We start from the raw sequence: 17,754 nt of genomic DNA on the forward strand, positions 1-17,754 counted from the left end.
TCATTGCTGACATCAGGCTAGCGATCCTGTGAGGTGTGGCGAGGTTTTTCGCAGGTTTTACCGGTTATGGGAGATCCCAGCGATCACGCTGAGGAAGGCCTCCACCAGCACGCTTTTTGTTTCAGCCGGGGTCAACACTAACAACTGCGCGTAAGCATCCCCCTCGACCAACGGCCTGTACGTCACGCCTTTGTTCATCAAGCTTTGTGTGCATTCCGGTACCAACGCCACACCTTGGCCGGCCGCCACCAGCGCAATGATCGAGGTGATCTGCCGCCCAGTCGGCCCAAGGTGCAGGCGCACGCCGTGGTATCGGTAAAGCTGTTCGATGGACTGGTTGAGCCCCGAGCCATAATCCGCCGGAAATAATATCAACGGGTAGGCACTGAGCTGCGCCAGGCTGACCTCGGCCAGAGTCGCCAGTGGGCTGTCTTTGGACACCGCCGCCAGTAAGCGCTCTTCTGCGAGGGATAGCGCCTGCACTTCTGGACGTTGCGGCACCATGCGGCTCAACCCGATATCCAGCCGCCCATCCGCTACCTGAGCACATAGGCTGCCGGAGGCACTTTCGACCAGCGTCAGCTGCACATCCGGAAATTGCCGGGCAAAAGACTGGATCGCTTGGCTGAACAGATCTGACAGGGCGATTGAGCTGGCATAACCGACGGACAGTTGTCCGGCGGAACCCGCAGCCAATTTGTCTGCGATCGCTTGGGCCAAGTCCACCTGTTCCAACACCCCGCGTGCGTAGGGCAGGAACGACCGGCCTTGGGCGGTGAGCGTCACGGTGCGGCTGGTGCGGTCAAACAGTTTGAAACCCAACTGCGCTTCCAACGCTGAAATCTGCCGGGTCAGCGGTGGTTGCGCAAGGTGCAGGCGAATGGCTGCACGGCCGAAGTGCAATTCTTCAGCGACCGTCAGAAAGTAACGCAGCTTGCGTAGGTCGAGCATCCTGATCCTTGGGTATCAATCGGTCTGAATTCGGTATTGGTTCCAGACCTGCCGGCCATTCTATAAAGACCTTTCAAAATAAAACGAGAGGTTTCATGAAGCCGCGTCTGCATTGTGCCCGCCTTGCCCTGTTCCTGTGTGGCTGTGCGGCATTTCTCAACCTGTATGCGACCCAGAGCATCCTCCAGACCTTTGCCGCGCAGTTTCATCTCAGCGCCAACGCAGCGGGTTGGAGCATCACCGTGACTACCTTGGCCGTGGCAATCACCGCACCGTTTGTCAGCCGTGTGACCGGGCGTTTCGAGCAACGCACGGTGATCTGCGTGGCCGCGTTGCTGCTGGCGGGGCCGACACTCATGACCGCCTATGCCGACAGCTTTGCTGAAGTGCTGGTGTGGCGCTTCGTAGAGGGCATGGTGATACCCGTGGTGTTTGCCACCAGCGTGGCCTACATCGGCGACCGTTGGCGCGGTGGCAACGTCACCGAAGTCACCAGCCTTTATGTCGCGGGCACGGTGTTGGGCGGGTTTGCCGGGCGTTTTGTCACGGGGGTGATGACTGAATATGTAGGCTGGCGTGAAGCCTTTGAGTTACTGGCGGTGTTGAGCCTGATGGTCGGCGGGTTTATCCAGTTTCTGTTGCCCGCCAATCGTGCGCGAGTGGAGCAGGGCAGGGCTTCCTTTACGAGTGTTTTTCGCAAACCGTTATTGGCTGCGTACGCCGTAGGCTTTTGCGTGTTGTTTTCCCAGGTGGCGGCGTTTACCTACGCAGGTTTGTACCTCGGCTTACCGCCGTTCAACCTTGGGTCTGCGGCCTTGGGGACGCTGTACATGGTGTTTTTGCTGGCGCTGATTGTGATTCCTATCGCCGGCCGCCTGAGCAAGGCGCGTCCACATGCCCAATTGCTGACGGTTGCTGCCGTACTTGGCGTCAGTGGATCGGCCCTGACGCTGGTGCCCTCTCTGTGGTGCATCGTGACGGGCCTGGCCCTCAGTTCCACTGGCGTGTTCCTCGCCCAGGCCGCGGCCAATGCCTTCACCACCGCGACGGCGCGCGACAACAAGGCGGGTGCCGTCGGCGTATACCTCACGTGTTACTACTTGGGGGGCAGTTGCGGTGCGATTGTCCCAGCGCTGATTTGGGAGCGATGGGGCTGGGCGGGTTGTGTGGTGCTGATCATCGTGTTCCAACTGCTGACCTTATTGATCGCGCTGACAGGTTGGCGACCCTGCGAACCTGTGCGAGGTCTGCCGTCGTAAAGTTGCCTGCCAGCCGTCGAGGGGCGTTGATTACTGAGTGCAGCGCTCACGCCAAGCGGGACGAGAGCCAAACACGCAACGATCTTAAAGGGTTGCACCCAGCGAAAATGGAATGCGCAACGCCCCGATAGCGCCCTCACGGATCCCACACATTTCGTCATGGGCGCACTGTTGCACCAGCACACAGGGAAATGGCGGAACACCCTGCAACAGGTCGCGCAAATGCGTGCTGGACCGCAGCCGCAGTGTCTTGCCGTTATCGTCCAGTAATGTGATGTCGACCTGATCCAGTTTCACACGAGCGATATAGAAACCGCCCTCCAGGGACAGCAACTCCAAACTACGTATTTCACCTTTCTCGGCCAGTTGGGTCAGCTTTTGTACATTCATGGTTCACCCTACCTTTGGGGGTTATTGGCGACGAAAGAACAACGTGACCTGGCCCCATTCCACGCCGAACTTGGTCATGCTCGACCGGTTGATCATCGTGTCCTCGTCCATCAGGTACATCCAATCGTCAAAGCTCACCTCGTATACCGAGCCCTCCACCGGGAGGTTGAGCCGGTAGCGCCAACGCAACGCGTTCCCGGCGACCTCGCCGATGGCCTCGCCGACCACATCACCGGCCCGTCCGCGCCAGCGTCCCGGGCCATCGGGCGTAAGGGTCCACACACGGCGCTGGCGAGTGCCGTCGCTGTACAGGAATTTCTCGTCGAGAATTAATTTGTCGCCCTCGCGATGGCTGGCGATATCCACTTCAAAACGCTTGGCGACTTCGCCCGAGCGTTTCTCAAAGATGCCCCAGGCCTTGACGGGTTTGCTGAAGAAGCGCTCAAGGTCCAGCTGTGGTTTCTGGTCGGCGTAGTGATCGACCTCCACATGGCTGCAACTCGCCAAGCTCAACGCCAGCAACAGTGAAACCAGCAGACGCGTCATTGCGCGGCTCCTTGATCGTGCGAGGCGTGGTGCCAGCGCTCCAGCGTTGATAGTTGTACAGAATTTTGTATTTGTACAGGTTTGCGGCCGAGAAAATCCTGGGCATAAAAAAACCGGCCTCAAAGGGCCGGTTTCTTGGGCATCCCCCGCCAAAACGATAGTGGCGTGGGTGCTATGTCTGAGTGGAGCGGGTAGAGGGAATCGAACCCTCGTCGGAAGCTTGGGAAGCTACTGTTCTACCATTAAACTATACCCGCTCAGAGCGGCTGACTTTGTACCAGATGTTCACATGGATTTGAAGTTTTTCTTTGAAAATGTGCAGGTTGCGGCGAAGGCGGATGATCCTTCGCCACAACGAGCCAGGCCATGAATCATCATTTCAAATCGCAAATGCATGCTGTGCCTGACTTTGGTGATAACGCAATCGGCTGACCTGCCGCTCCGGTTTTAAAAAGCCCACCACCGCCTCCCGGCTATCTTTACACGCTGCCTTATGCTCCATGTCCAGAAAATGCCCCGTCGCCTGGATAGTGCTGAAGCTACTGTTGGCCACGTAGTTGCCAAACTGCCTGGCGTCCTGAGCGCTGGTGTATTCATCCCATTCGCCGTTCAGGAACAGCACCGGAATATCGATCGCCTTGGCGGCCTTGAGGTAGCACAGTCGGTCGCTGGTGAGCACTTGGCTGATGTGAAAGTGCATCTGCCCGTATTCGTGTTCGGCCAGGCTGCTGACGTGTTTGTAGTTGAAACGCTTGAACAACGATGGCAGGTGTTTGCCGATGGTGCTGTTAACAAGGTGGCCGACGCGGTCGCGGTCAAGGTTGCCGAGGTAGTCGACACCCCGCTCCAGATAGTCGCGCATGGGCGCGTTGATCACCGGGGAGAACGAGCTGATCACGGCCTTTTCCACGCGGCGAGGGCGCTGGGCGAGGGCGACGAGGGTGGCGGCGCCGCCCCAGGAAAACGACAGCACATGCTCGGCGGCAAAGTGGTCGATGAGTTCCAGGAGGATCTGGCCTTCGACTTCTTTCGTCAGCATCTGCTCATGACGGTTATGGATTTTTGAACGGCCGGCGTAGGGCTGGTCGTACAAAACCACGTTGAACTGCGGGTGCAGGCTTTTCACGGTTTGGGCGAAGGATGCCGTGGTGGCCATAGAGCCGTTGACCAGAATGATGGTCTTTTCAGCCTCGTCCGCGCGATAGAACTCCGTGTAAACCCGATACTGACCCTGTATATCCAACACAGCGATTTCTGGCCTCATGTCGTAAGACTCCTGGCAAGCGGGTAGGGCGCGCAGATAACTCTGCACGAGCTTTGTGACAGGTAGGCATACGCCTGAAAAATGAAGGCCCATGTCGGTCCGGTGACGGCTGGCCGACGGGTGTTGTTATGGCGGGCTGTTTGCCTGGAAGGCCCGTGGAATAAAGCGCGGGCGTGGGCAAGGTGTTTCTTGGAGGTTATAGGCGACTCGCCAGTCATATTTAAACTGGTGAGCTTGATTCAAGCACAGACTCGGGATGTCGCAAGGCCTATAAATGGGTTTTTGCCATCACCGGCTGAACGGTCATCAGACCTGGAGGATTTCCTCAAGCGTCAACGGCCGATATTCGCCCGGCGCCAGTGCAGCATCCAACTCAAGCGGTCCCATACGTTCGCGATGCAAGCTGATCACCTTGTTATTGAAGTGCCCGAACATGCGCTTCACCTGGTGATAGCGGCCCTCGATGATGCTCAGCCGCGCGGTCGTCGGCCCCAACAGCTCCAATTCGGCTGGCTGGGTGGTGAGGTCCTCAAACGCAAAATACAGGCCCGCCGCGAACGTGGTCGCGTACTCGGCGCCGATGGCCTGTTCAGTGGCAACGAGATAGACCTTGGGCAACTTGGTCGTCGGTTGCGTCAAGCGGCGCGACCACTGGCCGTCATTGGTGATCAACATCAGGCCGGTGGTGTTGAAATCCAAACGGCCGGCGATATGTAAATCCGCTTTGTCCGGCTCATGCAGCAGGTCCAGCACCGTGGGGTGTTGCGGGTCTGAGGTCGCACTCACACACCCCTGGGGCTTGTGCAGCATGAAATAACGCGCCGGTTTGCCCGCCTGTAGCACGTTGTCGTCAACGCACACGCGGCTGAATTCCCGTACGTCATGGTGAGGGTCGCTGACGATCACCCCATCGACGCTCACGCGCCGCTCTACCAATAGCAGACGCACCTGCTTGCGATTGAACTGCTCTAGGTTGCTGAGGAAACGGTCAACTCGCATCGCGGCGACGCAACTGTTCATCGACTTGGGCGCAGTGCGGGCACAGGCAGGCTTTGTTGCGCAGTTCATCCGGCAGCGCCTCAAGCACGGCGGGGTCGATGGTGACGCTGTAGCACCAGCAGGCCTGGTCGGCCGTGCGTGGGTCGGCCAGGGTGCAATCGTTGCGGGCGCCGCATGCGGGGCATAGGGTTGGCGTGGTCATGGAGTGGGCTGATCGGGCAAGGTTCGCTTGGCCTTGCACGATACAGCGCCAACCCACGGCAGGCTACTTACAGCTGGAACTTGCTGACCAGCACATTGAACGAGGTGGCCAGGCGTGACAGGTCCTGGCTGGAGGCGTTGGTCTGGTGGGCGCCGGCGGCGGTCTGGGTCGACAGGTCCTGGATGTTGAGCAGGTTGCGGTCCACTTCACGGGCCACTTGCGCCTGTTCCTCGGAGGCGGAGGCGATCACCAGGTTGCGCTCATTGATCTTCGCCACGCTGGCGGTGATGCGCTCCAATGCCTCACCGGCGTTCTGAGCCAGGGTCTGTGTGTTGTTGGCCCAGGTCAGGCTCTTGTTCATCGCGGCCACGGCGTCATCGGCGCCGACCTGCACTTCGCCGATCATTTTTTCGATGTCGACCGTGGAGATTTGGGTTCGATGAGCCAAGGCGCGGACTTCATCGGCAACCACCGCGAAACCGCGACCTTGTTCGCCCGCACGCGCTGCTTCGATGGCCGCGTTGAGGGCCAGTAGGTTGGTCTGGTCGGCGATGCCGCGGATCACATCGATCACCTTGCCGATTTCACGGACCTGGCCGGCAAGATCGGCGACCGATTGGGTGGAGTCGTTGATCTCGACCACCATCGAACCCATGCCGGACACGGCCTGGGCCACTTGCTCACGGCCCTCTTCGGCTTCGGTGGTGGCTTGGCGCGAGGCTTCTGAAGTGGACACGGCGTTGCTTGCCACTTCGTCCACCGCGGCGGTCATCTGGTTGACGGCGGTGGCGGCTTGTTGGATTTCGTCATTCTGGCGGGTGAGGCCACGGCTGCTTTCATCGGTGACCGCACTCAGTTCTTCGGCGGCCGACGCTAACTGGTCAGAAGCGTTGGCGATTTCCATCAGTGTGCTTTTCAAACCACCCTGCATATCGGACAGCGCCATCAGCAGTTGCCCGGCTTCATCGGTACGCTCGGTGACGATGGCTTGGGTCAGGTCACCTTTGGCAATGCGTTGTGCGCTCTCCACGGCCTGGGCGATGGGACGGGTGATCAGGCGGGTGATCAACACACCAATGGTGATGGCGATGATGAAGGCAAGCACGATGCCGCTGATCATCCAGGTCAACGCGCTGTCGCGCAGCTCATCAGCGGCGATGGAGCCTTCTTTGATCTGGCGGTTGTTGGACTCGATCATCACGCGGATCAAGTCGCGTGCCTGGCGGAACATTTCATTGTTGGTGCTGTTGAGCTGTGCGCGGGCCTGGTCGAGCTGATTGCTTTCGAGCATCGACATGATGCGTTCGGAGCTGCTGATGTAAGCGGGCAACAGCTGGTCGAGCTTGTCGCCTGCAGCCCGTTCGTCGTCTTCCAGCGGGGTGGCGCGGTAGATCTTGTAGGCAGCCTGGCTGTTCGTGAGTTCTTTGGCGATGTCCTGGCGCACGCGGTCGCGGTCTTGCTGGGACACGTTGCCCTGGCTGGCATCCATCAACCGGTATAAGCCCCGGTTGTGGGCGACCAGGCCGTTGAGGGTGGCCGCGGTGTTGCTCACGGAAACCAGATTGTTCGAAAACGTCAGTTCGAGTGCGTTGGCGAGGCGAACCACACCCTTGATACCCAGTAAACCCACGCCCAGGGTGACGACTGCGCACAGTAGAAAGGAGAGCAACAGTTTGGTTGAAATCTTCATGGCTTAAATCCGAGGTCATATGGGTAGAGTGCTCGCGCTAGAGCCTCCTTGGCATTGTGCGATGTCATAGTGACACTATCCAATTATTTAAAGTTTCAATACATCCAAAAATGTTCCATCCAGTTAAAAACTCCGACCAATGGGCAATCTTGGGCGGATGACAAATCTGGCAGATGCAGATGTATCAATCTGTTACCAAAACGCACCAGATTCGGTTTTTGATGTCAGATATTTCGTCATTCAGTGAAAGCTGAATGCCGCCCTCCCGCGTCGCTGGAGGTGCTCTTTCGCGGTCCAGGAGGCCGCCATGTATCGACGACTGCTGCTCAGCGCTTTACTCGGTCTGACCCTTTCCGCTTGTGTGCCCTACTACGATGGAGGCCAGAGCTACTATCGATCCGAGGTCTATACCTCACCGGCGCCGGCGTATTACTACGGGGGTGGCTCGGCGTATCAATATCGCCGTGATTACTACCCGTCGCCGCGCTATTACGCACCAGCACCGCGTTACTACTCGGCGCCGCGTTATTACCAGCCGGCACCACGCTATTACCCGGCTGGGCCGAGGGCCGGTTACCGGCCTTATCCGAACCAGGGCTGGGGCGAACATGGGGGTAATGGCAGGCACGGACGCGATGGACGCGATGGAGGTCATGGCGGTGGCCGCGGCGGTCACCGTTGATCTGAGTTGAATGCAAACGGCGCAGGAAGCGCCGTTTTTTGTGGGAGAAAACAATCAGTAATCGGACAAGTCCGCCAGCGGATGGCGACCTTCCCACGCCTTATGAAAGTGCGCCTGTACCACGGCGTCCGGGACTGTATTGATATCCGGCCAATGCCAATGGGGTTTCTGGTCTTTATCGATCAACCGCGCGCGTACCCCTTCGCTGAATTCAGGGTGACGGCAGCAGTTGAGGCTCAGGGTGTATTCCATCTGGAACACTTGGGCCAGGGATAAATGCCGTGCGCGCTGGATCTGTTCCCACACAAGGTGTGCGGTCAGCGGGCAGCCTTCGCTCAGAGTCTTGCCGGCGCGGCTGAACAGCGGGTCGGCGTGGTCCCGCAGTGGGCTCAACGCTCGCCAGGCACAGCGCACATCGCCCACGTCCAGCCATTCGTCGATTTGCGCTCGGCGCGGCAGCCATTGGGCTTCGGGCTGCTGGCTGACAGCCTCTTGGGCCAGGGCCTTGAGCAGGCTGTTGAGTTGCATCGCGGTCTGTTCCTGCCAATTGAGTTGCAGCAGGCCATCAAGCAGTTCGTCCTGTTGATCGTCGCGCAGGAAACGGTCGGCCAGACCCAGGTCCAAGGCGTCACGGCCGTTGATGTACGCGCCGGTGAGGCCCAGGAATAGACCGAGCTTGCCCGGCAGGCGCGACAGAAACCAACTGGCGCCCACATCCGGGTACAGGCCGATGCTGATTTCGGGCATCGCCAGGCGACTGCTCGGCGTGACGATGCGTATGGCCGCGCTTTGCAGCAGGCCCATGCCACCCCCCAGCACATACCCGTGGCCCCAGCAGATCAGCGGTTTAGGGTACGTATGCAGGCGGTAGTCGAGGCGGTATTCCGCGGCAAAAAACTGTGCACCCAGGGCCGGCACTTCGCCGGGTTGTTCGAGGCAGGCCATTGCCAGGCTGCGTACCTCGCCACCGGCGCAAAAGGCCTTGGGCCCGTTACCGCGCAGCAGCACGCAGACGATGTTCGGGTCTTTGGCCCACGCATCCAGGCGATCGCTCAAGGCCAGGATCATCGGCAGGGACAGGGCGTTGAGGGATGCTTCAGCATCAAGGCTGGCGATGCCGACGCGGGCGCCGTCGCTGCCGGTGAGCTCTTCGAAGTGCAGGTTCATTGTGACCTCATTCGGGAGGGTGAAGGATCAGTATGATCGCTTCGTGGGAAAGTGCCGATGGTGTGTCAGATCAATTGACAAGCAAGGCCGGCTTTCCTAGGGTTCGCCTCATTATTTTTTACAAGACAATTCAACTATGACCGAAGGCGACCGTATCAAACTCGAACCCAGCTGGAAACACGCCCTGCGTGATGAGTTCGATAAGCCCTACATGGCTCAGTTGCGCGAGTTCCTGCGCCTGGAGCACGTTGCCGGCAAAGAGATCTACCCGCCCGGCCCGCTGATTTTCAATGCGCTCAACTCCACGCCTCTGGACAAGGTCAAGGTCGTGATCCTCGGCCAGGACCCGTACCACGGTCCCGGCCAGGCCCACGGTTTGTGTTTTTCGGTGCAACCGGGCGTGCCGACGCCGCCGTCATTGGCCAACATCTATAAAGAGCTCAAGCGCGACCTGAACATCGACATCCCCAACCATGGCTGCCTGCAAAGCTGGGCCGACCAGGGCGTGTTGTTGCTCAACACCACCATGACCGTGGAGCGCGCCAACGCCAACGCTCACGCGGGCAAGGGTTGGCAGTTCTTTACCGATCGGATTATCGAAGTGGTCAGCGAGCACCAGCCTCATTTGGTGTTCCTGTTGTGGGGCGCCCATGCACAAGGCAAGCAGAAACTGGTCGACGCCACCAAGCATTTGGTACTGACGTCAGTGCATCCGTCGCCGCTGTCTGCGTATCGAGGGTTTCTGGGGTGCGGGCATTTCAGCCGTACCAACAAGTTTCTTGAGCAGAATGGCGAGACGCCGATTGAGTGGCGGCTGCCGCTGCTGTGAGGGGGCTTGGGTTATTCCGGGAGGGCTTGCGCCAGTAAGAGAGCCATCTGTTTGGCGGCGTTGTGATCGGATTGGTAGAGCTGTCGGAAAGCGAGGTTACAGGCGGTGAACTCACTCTGGGCGCTGCATTTGAAGGTCACCAGTTGCTGTGCGACCTTTCGCGTCGCGACGTCGGTTTTGTCCGCCGCCAAGGCTTCCAGCGCAACCCAGAGCTCTATCAGTGCAAGCGCTCGACGTGAGGTGAGGTCTTCATGGTTCAGCTGGAAAAATTCGATATTGGTGACCGCCCGTTCATAGGCGTGTCCGTTTTGCTGCGCCGGAACCGCTAATACGCCATCAAAAGTAATGATCGTTTGCGGGTCGTCCACGTCAACCGTTGAGATCGGATAGAGCAACAGCGCTAACTCGTTGCCCATTTGTGCGGGGTCGGAACCTTGCACATCGCGATGGCCGCGGATGGGGAAAAAGTTTGATTTCAGGGTTGAGTTGCAACGGGTGCAGGCAATCGCATAGTTAAAGTGATGATAAGCGAGCTTGTAGTACCCCGTTGCGCTCGCTGCGCCGCTGGCCCAGTTAAGGTGTATGGGCCAGGCCTGGATACTGGACTTGGGGCGATAGTGCTCCACTTCGTGGACTTTGCTCGCCAGCACCGAACCCTGAAGTTTGGTTTCGCAATATGCGCATTTTTCGTATTGCAGCGCTATATAGACGGTTTTTATCTGGCCCCAGAACTCAGTACCGCCGGTGTATTTACCGGCAGCCACGTAAGTTCCAGTACGTGCCTTGGCACGGCTAAGCCAGGTTTTATTCCGCTCTTTGATTTGTGCAATGAGATCTTTCTCCAGGATTGGATAACGGATCATTTCTTGACGCCTTCCCCGTTCTTTCTTCGCTTAGGCGCAGAAGTGGTCGGTGGTGACGGGGGCTGGTCGAACCCTAGGCCGCTTGCCATAAGTTTCAGGTAGTTGGCGCTGGCGTCGCGATTCCCGGAAACGGCACTGCGTGCCAGTTCGTTGAGTTTGGTTGACGTAGACTCGGCGCGAGTACTGTCCAGGCCGAAATAGGGCGAAAGCAGAATTTGTTCGGAACTCTTGCCCCTCACATGTTCGGGCAGCCGCTTTATGAGGGTTGAACCTTCCTCCTGACTCAGCAAAAAGAGGTTTTGTGACATCAATGAACCCACCACCAATGGGCTGTGGGTGGTGAAGATGAACTGAACGTTGGGTAAGGCTTTTGCCAGAGTGGGGACTACCACTTTTTGCCATTCAGGGTGTAAGTGCAGATCGATTTCGTCGACCATTACAACACCTCGCATTTCCCTTAGTTTCAGCCCTGTCGCGACACCCTGGCAGACATGAAACAGCATGTCGCCTATCCAGCCAATATAAGCCCTGAACCCATCGGACAAGGCTCGGAATGGCAGCACAATGCCGTTCATTTCAAATAAGTTTTCGTTTTCCTGCACCGTTTTCTGAATTTGACAGTTCAGAGGCAGCAGATCGTTTATCAGGTTGATGACTTGGGTGTATCGGCCTTTGTTGCTTTTGGCGTATTCAGGCAGCCAATAGGACAATGGCATGAGTGTGACGTGTTCTTCGAAGAGACTGGCAACCCGTTCATAACGGCGCAGGCGCGATTTTTTACGTGCACTTTCATCTACCCTGGCGGAGGCTTCAACACTTCTGCTCGCCCCATAACCCACAATGAAAAACGCAGGATTGTCTTCGTTGAACTGGAGAAACTCGACCGTATTCTCGATATCGCGCGGGGACACTTTGCTGCGCATGCGCTCAGTAGAGCCGAAGGAACTGATTTGGGTCTTCAGCGAAAATTGATCGGGCAGCGGGTGGTCTGTCTGCTTCGGATTTTTTTCTTCGTCAGTCGAAAGGAGCGTTGCAGTAATAGTGGCGGGAGGCGTTTTTTTTTCAGCGGCGTCAGTACGACGAACCAGGCCTTCGGAAACAAAGCCGGATCCTCCGCTGAGCAAAGGCCCCAACACCGATAATGCGACTGCACGCAATACGCTGGTCTTGCCGAGGCCGTTATCTCCCAGCAAGACATTCACGTTAGGGTATTGGATCTGTAAGTTACCTGTGGCGGGCACATTGAAGTCGAGCCCTACGGCCTTAAAAGACCGTAAGTTCTCTATCTGTAACTTTTGAATATGCATGGAATCCACCTCTTCCGAAGCCGCAGATGGTAGCAAAGTTTCATCTGGGTGCCAGGCAAAGGCGCCTATTTAGTGCATCGGCTGGCGGTTCCAATGCCGGAACAACGGCTCCGCCAGAAACAATACAAACAACAACCGCATTACCTGCATCGCCGTCACCAGCGGCACCGACAGTTGCAGGGTTTCGGCCGTGAGGCTCATCTCGGCGATGCCGCCGGGCATCATGCCCAGGGTCAATGAGCGCAGGTCCAGGTGGGTGAGGGCACTCAAGCCCACCGCCGCCAGCGTCGCCAGCGCCATGGTCAACGCCGTGCCGATCAAGGTGCGAACCATGAACGACGGAGCGCGCCGGAAGAACTGACGATTGAAGTGGCAGCCCAAGCCGCTGCCGATCAGCCATTGGCCAATCTGGCTGCCGCCGTCAGGTAACCCGATGTGCAGGTCCCACACCACGCTGGCGGTGGCACTCACCAACAAGGGCCCGAACAACCACGGGTTTGGCTGACGCAAACGCTGCCAGCCCCAGGCTACCAGCGTACCCAGAGGAAACAGCAACGCCAGCCACGCCCAACTCACCGGTGCCGGATGAAACTGCGGCGCGCCGCCCTCCAGCAAATACTTGAAAATCGCCGGCACACACAACACCACTACCAGCACCCGCAGGCTCTGGCCCGCTGCCACGCGGCTGAGCACCGCGCCATTGCGTGCGCCGAGGTTGACCATCTCACCGGAACCGCCCGGCATGCTGGAGAAAAACGCGGTGGCGCGGTCTTCACCGCTGCGGCGCATCAGCCACACGCCGACCACGCTCGACAGGCTGGTGACCAGCGCGCCGAAGAAGATCAGGCCGAAGTGGCTCATCACCTGTTCAATCACCAACGGGGTGAAGTGCAGGCCGATGCCGATGCCCACTACCCATTGACCGCATTTGCGCCCGCCGGGAATCTCCGCCAACTGCCATGGCGTGAGGCAACGCACGAGGATGATCGCCAGCAACGAACCGACCATATACGGCAAAGGCCAGCCGACCAGGCTGGCCAGGTAACCGCCGGCCAGACCGACCAGCGGCGTTCCCCACCATTGTTTAAAGGTGACCTCAGACATCGGCCACGGCACGACGCTGCAGGGCACGTTTGCGGTAGATGCGGATCAGCGGGAAGGCCAGCATCAACGCGGTCAGTACCCACACACCGAAGGTGATCGGGCTCGACCAAAGAATTTGCAGGTCACCGTTGGAAATCGACAGCGCACGGCGCAGGTTCTGCTCCATCAGGCCACCGAGGATAAAGCCCAGCAGTACCGGCGACAGCGGGAAATCCAGCTTGCGCAGGATGTAGCCGAAGATGCCGATACCCACCATCAGGAACAGATCGAAGGTGGTGGCGTGCACCGCATACACACCGATCGCTGTGATGATGGCGATCACCGGCACCAGCGCCCAGTTCGGCACGGCGAGAATGCGCGTGAAGATGCGGATCATCGGGATGTTGAGGATCACCAGCATGATGTTGGCGATAAACAACGAGGCGATCAGGCCCCAGACGATGTCCGGTTGCTGTTGGAACAGCAGCGGGCCAGGGGTGATGTTGTACAGCGACAGAGCACCGATCATCACCGCCGTGGTGCCCGAACCCGGTACACCCAGTGTCAGCATCGGTACCAGGGCGCCACAGGCGGAAGCACCGATGGCCGTTTCCGGCGCGGCGAGGCCACGCATGTCGCCCTGGCCGAATTTGCCGCTGGCACCGGCCAGGCGTTTCTCGGTCATGTAGGCGACGGCCGAGGCCAATGTCGCACCTGCGCCGGGGAGTACACCCATGATGAAACCGAGCAGGCCGCAGCGGATGTTCACCACGAACACCGAACCCGCTTCCTTCAGGTTGAACATCATCCGCCCGGTGGCCTTCACCGCTTCCTGGCCGCGGTGAGTTTTTTCCAGCAGCAGCAGGATCTCACTGATGGAAAACAGGCCCAGCACCAACACCACAAACTGGATGCCGTCGGTGAGGTGGATGTTGTCGCCGGTAAACCGGTACACGCCGCTGTTGGCGTCAATACCCACTGCCGAGAGGAAGAGGCCGATCAGCGCCGCAACAAACGTCTTCAGCGGTTTGTCACCGGCCATGCCACCCAGGCAGACAATCGCAAACACCATCAGTACGAAATATTCCGCCGGACCGAAGGCAATTGCCCATTTGGCCAGCAGCGGCGCAAACAGCACCATGCCGCAGGTAGCGATAAACGCGCCGATGAACGAGCTCCATGCCGACAAGGACAACGCCACGCCAGCCAGGCCTTTACGGGCCATCGGGTAGCCGTCGAGGGTGGTCATCACGGTCGACGCTTCGCCCGGAATGTTCAGCAGGATTGAGCTGATACGGCCGCCGTATTCGCAACCCAGATACACGGCCGCCAGCAGGATCAACGCCGATTCCGGCGGCAGGCCCAGGGCGAATGCGATGGGGATCAACAGTGCTACGCCGTTGATCGGGCCCAGGCCCGGCAGCAGGCCGACCACAGTGCCGATCAAGGTGCCGCAGAGGGCGGTCACCAGGTTGTAAGGGGACAGTGCAACGCCGAAGCCCTGGCCCAAATAGCCGAAAGTATCCATATCAGTTCTCCAGAACGTCGAGCAGGCCGAGGGGCAGCGGAACATCCATGGCTTTATCGAACAGCAGATAAAGACCAATGGCCATCAGGCTGACGATCACCACGCTGGGCACCCAGCGGCCGCCGTACAGACGCGCCATGGGAATGCCGATCAGCATGCTGCTGAGAATGAAGCCGAGGGGTTCGAAGGTGGCGGCAAACACGATCAACAGGGCTACGCAGATGCAGATCTTGATCAGGGTCTGGCGGTCCAGCGCCGGTTCTTCCTCGGTGTGCTTGGTAGGTTGCGGGCGAAACAGCATGTAGATCAGTGCCAGGCTCATCAGCCCTAGCATCAGCAGCGGGTAGGCACGAGGCCCCACCGGCTCGTAGGAAAATGCCGCCTGATACGGCCAAGCCATCAATGCAAGGCCGGCACAGGCCAGCAACAGCACAGCGGCAAAAATGCGTTGTAAGAGCATGTAGAACTCCTGGGCCGCGCCCCTTGTGAAAGAGGGCGTGGCCGCACTTAGAAGGCGGGGCGATTACTGGATCAGGCCGAACTCTTTGGCCAGTACTTTGTAGTCAGCCACCTGTTTCTTCACGTAGGTGTCCAGCTCCGGGCCGGTCATGGCGAACGGGAACAGCTCACGCTGGTCACGCAGCTTGGCGAACTCGTCCGAGGCCAGCAGTTTGTCGAACGCCTCTTTCCACCAGGCATAGTCGGCATCGCTGACTTTTGGGCCCAGGTAGAAACCGCGCACCACTGGCCAGACGATGTCGTAGCCTTGCTCCTTGGCGGTCGGAATGTCCTTCATTTCTGGCTCGTCCAGCCGCTTCTCGGAGAACACCGCCAGCAGGCGCATATCGCCACTCAGGATGTGCGGCATGGAGTCGGAGATGTCGGTACTGCCCACCTGGATGTGACCGCCGAGCAGGGCAGTAGCGATTTCGCCGCCACCTTCAAGGGCGACATAACGCAGCTCGCGCGGGTTGATCCCGGCTGCCTTGGCGATCAGTGCCGTTTGCATCCAGTCCTGGCTGCCGACGGTGCCGCCGGAACCGATCACCACGCTGCCCGGATCTTTCTTCAAGGCTTTGACGAGATCGTCGAGGGTCTTGTAGGGCGAATCACTTTTCACTGCGATGGCGCCGTAGCTGGTGCCAACTGCCGCCAACCAACGCACGGCGCTTTCATCAAAACGACCGAACTTGCCTTGCGCCAGGTTCAACAGCGAACCGCTGGACCAGGCCACCAATGTGCCGGCATCAGCAGGGCGCTGGGCGACCACCGCGTTGTAAGCCACTGCGCCCACCCCGCCCGGCATGTAGGTCACGCGCATCGGCTTGCTGAGCAACTTCTCGTTGACCAACGCGCTTTGCGCCAGTTTGCAGGTCAGGTCAAAACCACCGCCGGGGGAGGCCGGGGCGATGCATTCCGGGCGCTTGGGTTCATCGGCAGCCAGCAGTTGGCCGGCGAACAGCATGCAGCCGGCGGCGAGGGCAAATTTACGCAGTGAAAGGGTCATGGTTATCTCCGTCTTTATTGTTGTGAGGTTCTACTGCCAGAGCACATTTACCAAAGGGCAACGCTGTAGCTGACCAGCACGCGCATTTCATCCGCGTCACGGGCTGAATAGTTGGAACGGTACGTGGCGTTACGCAGGCGTACAGCGACGTCTTTGAACGTGCCGGTTTGCACCACGTACTTGATTTCGGTGTTGCGTTCCCACTCTTTACCGGTCTCGCCGTTCTTGAGTTTGATGTTGTCACCCGACAGGTAACGGCTCATGAAACTCAGGCCGGGAATGCCCAGCTTGGCGAAGTCGTAGTCGTAGCGCGCCTGCCAGGAGTGCTCGTCGGCGCCGGCAAAGTCGTTGATCTGAACGAAGTTGACCAGGTACGGGTCACTGCCATCCACATACGGGAAGGCGCTGTCGCCGGACATGTGCTGGTAGCCGGCGCTGAGCTTATGGCCATTGAGGGCATAGCTGAACAGGCCGTTGAGGGAGGTATTGTCGATCTTGCCGCCACGGGCAGCACCGGTGTCATCACTGATAGCCAGGCGCAGGTCGGTGGCGAAGGTGCCGGGGCCCATCGGGCGTGCGGCCACCAGGCCGAGGAAGTGCTGGCGGTAAACGTCGTCGAGCTGGGCGAAGTGGTAGCTACCGGTGATCTTGTCGGCGAACTTATAGTCCACGCCACCGAAGTTGAAATGCTTGCCGGTGGCGCCGCTGAGGAAGCGGCTGTTCTTGTTGTTGAGGGCGATGTCCTCGTAGTTGCTGTCGTCGCGGTCCTTGGCCTTGTCCAGGCGACCGCCGGTGAACGTCAGGTTCTTGAACTCCTTGGAAGTCAGCAGGCCGCCGTTGAACGTCTGCGGCAGGATGCGGCCGTCGTTGGGCTTGAGGATCGGCAGTTCAGGCATCAGCGAGCCGATCTTCAGCTCGGTGGCGGAGATCTTCACCTTGCCGGTCAAACCCAGCTTGGAGTACTCATCGGCGGCGCGACCATCGTCATGGGTCGGCAGCAGGCCGGTACCGGTGCGGTCGGGGCTGGAGTCGAGTTTGACTCCGAGCATGCCCAGCGCGTCGACGCCAAAACCGACGGTGCCGTCGGTGTAGCCCGATTGCAGGTTGAGCATGAAGCCCTGGGCCCATTCGTCGCGCTTGGATTGCTGTGCGCTGGTGCCGTCGCGAAAGTCGCGGTTGAAGTACATGTTGCGGGTTTCCAGGGTCGCGCTGCTGTCTTCAAAGAAGGCAGCCTGGGCAAGCGGCGAAAAGCCGGCAAGGGCAGCGGCACTGGCAAGGGCTGTGTGGGTCAGGCGGGAAAAACGAACAGGCGGGCAAGCCTGGGGCTGGGTCGACAGCATCGTGTTGCACTCCGTTATTGTTCTTATTTTGGCGAAAACGCATCGAGGCGTTTTTCGGTCGCGACTCATCTGGTCGCTCGGCGGGCATGACCCACCTTGGCTGGATGCTAAAGGGCGAAGCTTTCACTAACCTTTCAGCTGCCTTTC

The 17,754-nt window shown here is 59.1% G+C and carries 18 protein-coding genes and 1 tRNA gene; 3 read left to right on the forward strand and 16 right to left on the reverse strand.

Going from position 1 to position 17,754, the window contains the following annotated elements; translation table 11 throughout:
- Positions 1-57 precede the first annotated feature (57 nt).
- The gene (locus tag CKW32_RS03600) at positions 58-951 is read right to left on the reverse strand and encodes a LysR family transcriptional regulator (protein WP_095184059.1); all 894 of its coding nucleotides are present in this window, start codon (positions 949-951) and stop codon (positions 58-60) included.
- A gap of 95 nt (positions 952-1,046) precedes the next feature.
- On the opposite strand from CKW32_RS03600, the gene CKW32_RS03605 reads away from it, so the two are divergent.
- Entirely contained in the window at positions 1,047-2,210 is a 1,164-nt protein-coding gene (locus tag CKW32_RS03605; protein ID WP_032888509.1) for an MFS transporter, read from the forward strand.
- A gap of 84 nt (positions 2,211-2,294) precedes the next feature.
- On the opposite strand, the gene CKW32_RS03610 is transcribed toward CKW32_RS03605, so the two are convergent.
- The 7 genes from CKW32_RS03610 to CKW32_RS03640 form a co-directional block, all read right to left on the reverse strand.
- Complete coding sequence (locus CKW32_RS03610) at positions 2,295-2,600, reverse strand: DUF6482 family protein (protein WP_032888511.1); 306 nt, start codon at positions 2,598-2,600, stop codon at positions 2,295-2,297.
- Between the two features lie 21 nt (positions 2,601-2,621).
- Positions 2,622-3,146, reverse strand: a complete 525-nt coding sequence (locus CKW32_RS03615) for a DUF3833 domain-containing protein (protein WP_032888513.1) — start codon at positions 3,144-3,146, stop codon at positions 2,622-2,624.
- Positions 3,147-3,329: 183 nt separating this feature from the next.
- Positions 3,330-3,403: transfer RNA gene (locus tag CKW32_RS03620), tRNA-Gly, on the reverse strand.
- 122 nt (positions 3,404-3,525) lie between these two features.
- Positions 3,526-4,410, reverse strand: a complete 885-nt coding sequence (locus CKW32_RS03625; protein WP_095184060.1) for an alpha/beta fold hydrolase — start codon at positions 4,408-4,410, stop codon at positions 3,526-3,528.
- A gap of 306 nt (positions 4,411-4,716) precedes the next feature.
- Positions 4,717-5,409, reverse strand: coding sequence for a pseudouridine synthase (locus CKW32_RS03630; protein ID WP_095184061.1), 693 nt, complete (start codon positions 5,407-5,409; stop codon positions 4,717-4,719).
- Positions 5,399-5,611: a cysteine-rich CWC family protein gene (locus CKW32_RS03635; protein WP_095184062.1), complete on the reverse strand. Its 213-nt coding sequence runs from the start codon at positions 5,609-5,611 to the stop codon at positions 5,399-5,401. The genes CKW32_RS03630 and CKW32_RS03635 overlap by 11 nt, the downstream gene beginning before the upstream one ends.
- 67 nt (positions 5,612-5,678) lie before the next feature.
- Positions 5,679-7,301, reverse strand: a complete 1,623-nt coding sequence (locus tag CKW32_RS03640) for a methyl-accepting chemotaxis protein (RefSeq protein WP_095184063.1) — start codon at positions 7,299-7,301, stop codon at positions 5,679-5,681.
- 307 nt (positions 7,302-7,608) lie between these two features.
- On the opposite strand from CKW32_RS03640, the gene CKW32_RS03645 reads away from it, so the two are divergent.
- Entirely contained in the window at positions 7,609-7,983 is a 375-nt protein-coding gene (locus tag CKW32_RS03645) for a hypothetical protein (RefSeq protein ID WP_095184064.1), read from the forward strand.
- 54 nt (positions 7,984-8,037) lie between these two features.
- Here the strand turns inward: CKW32_RS03645 and CKW32_RS03650 are convergent, their stop codons facing one another.
- Entirely contained in the window at positions 8,038-9,150 is a 1,113-nt protein-coding gene (locus CKW32_RS03650) for an enoyl-CoA hydratase/isomerase family protein (protein WP_095184065.1), read from the reverse strand.
- A 136-nt stretch (positions 9,151-9,286) separates the two neighbouring features.
- Here CKW32_RS03650 and ung point away from each other — a divergent pair, with 136 nt between their 5' ends.
- Positions 9,287-9,979 carry a uracil-DNA glycosylase gene (ung, locus tag CKW32_RS03655; protein WP_095184066.1) on the forward strand — a complete coding sequence of 231 codons (693 nt, stop codon included), beginning with the start codon at positions 9,287-9,289 and terminating at the stop codon, positions 9,977-9,979.
- A gap of 11 nt (positions 9,980-9,990) precedes the next feature.
- Here the strand turns inward: ung and CKW32_RS03660 are convergent, their stop codons facing one another.
- The 7 genes from CKW32_RS03660 to CKW32_RS03690 all read right to left on the reverse strand — a co-directional run bounded on the left by CKW32_RS03660 (position 9,991) and on the right by CKW32_RS03690 (position 17,607).
- On the reverse strand, positions 9,991-10,842 hold the full coding sequence (locus CKW32_RS03660) for a hypothetical protein (RefSeq protein WP_095184067.1): 852 nt from the start codon (positions 10,840-10,842) through the stop codon (positions 9,991-9,993).
- Positions 10,839-12,149: an AAA family ATPase gene (locus CKW32_RS03665; protein WP_095184068.1), complete on the reverse strand. Its 1,311-nt coding sequence runs from the start codon at positions 12,147-12,149 to the stop codon at positions 10,839-10,841. The genes CKW32_RS03660 and CKW32_RS03665 overlap by 4 nt, the downstream gene beginning before the upstream one ends.
- Positions 12,150-12,218: 69 nt before the next feature.
- On the reverse strand, positions 12,219-13,253 hold the full coding sequence (locus CKW32_RS03670) for an AbrB family transcriptional regulator (RefSeq protein WP_095184069.1): 1,035 nt from the start codon (positions 13,251-13,253) through the stop codon (positions 12,219-12,221).
- Entirely contained in the window at positions 13,246-14,760 is a 1,515-nt protein-coding gene (locus tag CKW32_RS03675) for a tripartite tricarboxylate transporter permease (protein ID WP_095184070.1), read from the reverse strand. Before CKW32_RS03675 ends, CKW32_RS03670 begins: the two co-directional genes overlap by 8 nt.
- A 1-nt stretch (position 14,761) precedes the next feature.
- On the reverse strand, positions 14,762-15,220 hold the full coding sequence (locus CKW32_RS03680) for a tripartite tricarboxylate transporter TctB family protein (RefSeq protein ID WP_032888529.1): 459 nt from the start codon (positions 15,218-15,220) through the stop codon (positions 14,762-14,764).
- Between the two features lie 63 nt (positions 15,221-15,283).
- Positions 15,284-16,273, reverse strand: coding sequence for a tripartite tricarboxylate transporter substrate binding protein (locus tag CKW32_RS03685; RefSeq protein WP_163033161.1), 990 nt, complete (start codon positions 16,271-16,273; stop codon positions 15,284-15,286).
- Positions 16,274-16,314: 41 nt separating this feature from the next.
- The gene (locus CKW32_RS03690) at positions 16,315-17,607 is read right to left on the reverse strand and encodes an OprD family porin (protein WP_032888532.1); all 1,293 of its coding nucleotides are present in this window, start codon (positions 17,605-17,607) and stop codon (positions 16,315-16,317) included.
- Positions 17,608-17,754 lie beyond the last annotated feature (147 nt).

Source organism: Pseudomonas sp. Irchel 3H9 (genome assembly GCF_900187495.1).
In the GTDB taxonomy this organism is placed as follows: Bacteria; Pseudomonadota; Gammaproteobacteria; order Pseudomonadales; family Pseudomonadaceae; genus Aquipseudomonas; species Aquipseudomonas sivasensis.

Coding starts and splice junctions, on each gene's coding strand:
- CKW32_RS03600 (WP_095184059.1), bottom strand. CDS start 951: ATGCTCGACCTACGCAAGCTGCGTTACTTTCTGACGGTCGCTGAAGAA.
- CKW32_RS03605 (WP_032888509.1), top strand. CDS start 1,047: ATGAAGCCGCGTCTGCATTGTGCCCGCCTTGCCCTGTTCCTGTGTGGC.
- ung (WP_095184066.1), top strand. CDS start 9,287: ATGACCGAAGGCGACCGTATCAAACTCGAACCCAGCTGGAAACACGCC.
- CKW32_RS03645 (WP_095184064.1), top strand. CDS start 7,609: ATGTATCGACGACTGCTGCTCAGCGCTTTACTCGGTCTGACCCTTTCC.
- CKW32_RS03660 (WP_095184067.1), bottom strand. CDS start 10,842: ATGATCCGTTATCCAATCCTGGAGAAAGATCTCATTGCACAAATCAAA.
- CKW32_RS03630 (WP_095184061.1), bottom strand. CDS start 5,409: ATGCGAGTTGACCGTTTCCTCAGCAACCTAGAGCAGTTCAATCGCAAG.
- CKW32_RS03675 (WP_095184070.1), bottom strand. CDS start 14,760: ATGGATACTTTCGGCTATTTGGGCCAGGGCTTCGGCGTTGCACTGTCC.
- CKW32_RS03665 (WP_095184068.1), bottom strand. CDS start 12,149: ATGCATATTCAAAAGTTACAGATAGAGAACTTACGGTCTTTTAAGGCC.
- CKW32_RS03615 (WP_032888513.1), bottom strand. CDS start 3,146: ATGACGCGTCTGCTGGTTTCACTGTTGCTGGCGTTGAGCTTGGCGAGT.
- CKW32_RS03635 (WP_095184062.1), bottom strand. CDS start 5,611: ATGACCACGCCAACCCTATGCCCCGCATGCGGCGCCCGCAACGATTGC.
- CKW32_RS03670 (WP_095184069.1), bottom strand. CDS start 13,253: ATGTCTGAGGTCACCTTTAAACAATGGTGGGGAACGCCGCTGGTCGGT.
- CKW32_RS03650 (WP_095184065.1), bottom strand. CDS start 9,150: ATGAACCTGCACTTCGAAGAGCTCACCGGCAGCGACGGCGCCCGCGTC.
- CKW32_RS03690 (WP_032888532.1), bottom strand. CDS start 17,607: ATGCTGTCGACCCAGCCCCAGGCTTGCCCGCCTGTTCGTTTTTCCCGC.
- CKW32_RS03610 (WP_032888511.1), bottom strand. CDS start 2,600: ATGAATGTACAAAAGCTGACCCAACTGGCCGAGAAAGGTGAAATACGT.
- CKW32_RS03680 (WP_032888529.1), bottom strand. CDS start 15,220: ATGCTCTTACAACGCATTTTTGCCGCTGTGCTGTTGCTGGCCTGTGCC.
- CKW32_RS03625 (WP_095184060.1), bottom strand. CDS start 4,410: ATGAGGCCAGAAATCGCTGTGTTGGATATACAGGGTCAGTATCGGGTT.
- CKW32_RS03640 (WP_095184063.1), bottom strand. CDS start 7,301: ATGAAGATTTCAACCAAACTGTTGCTCTCCTTTCTACTGTGCGCAGTC.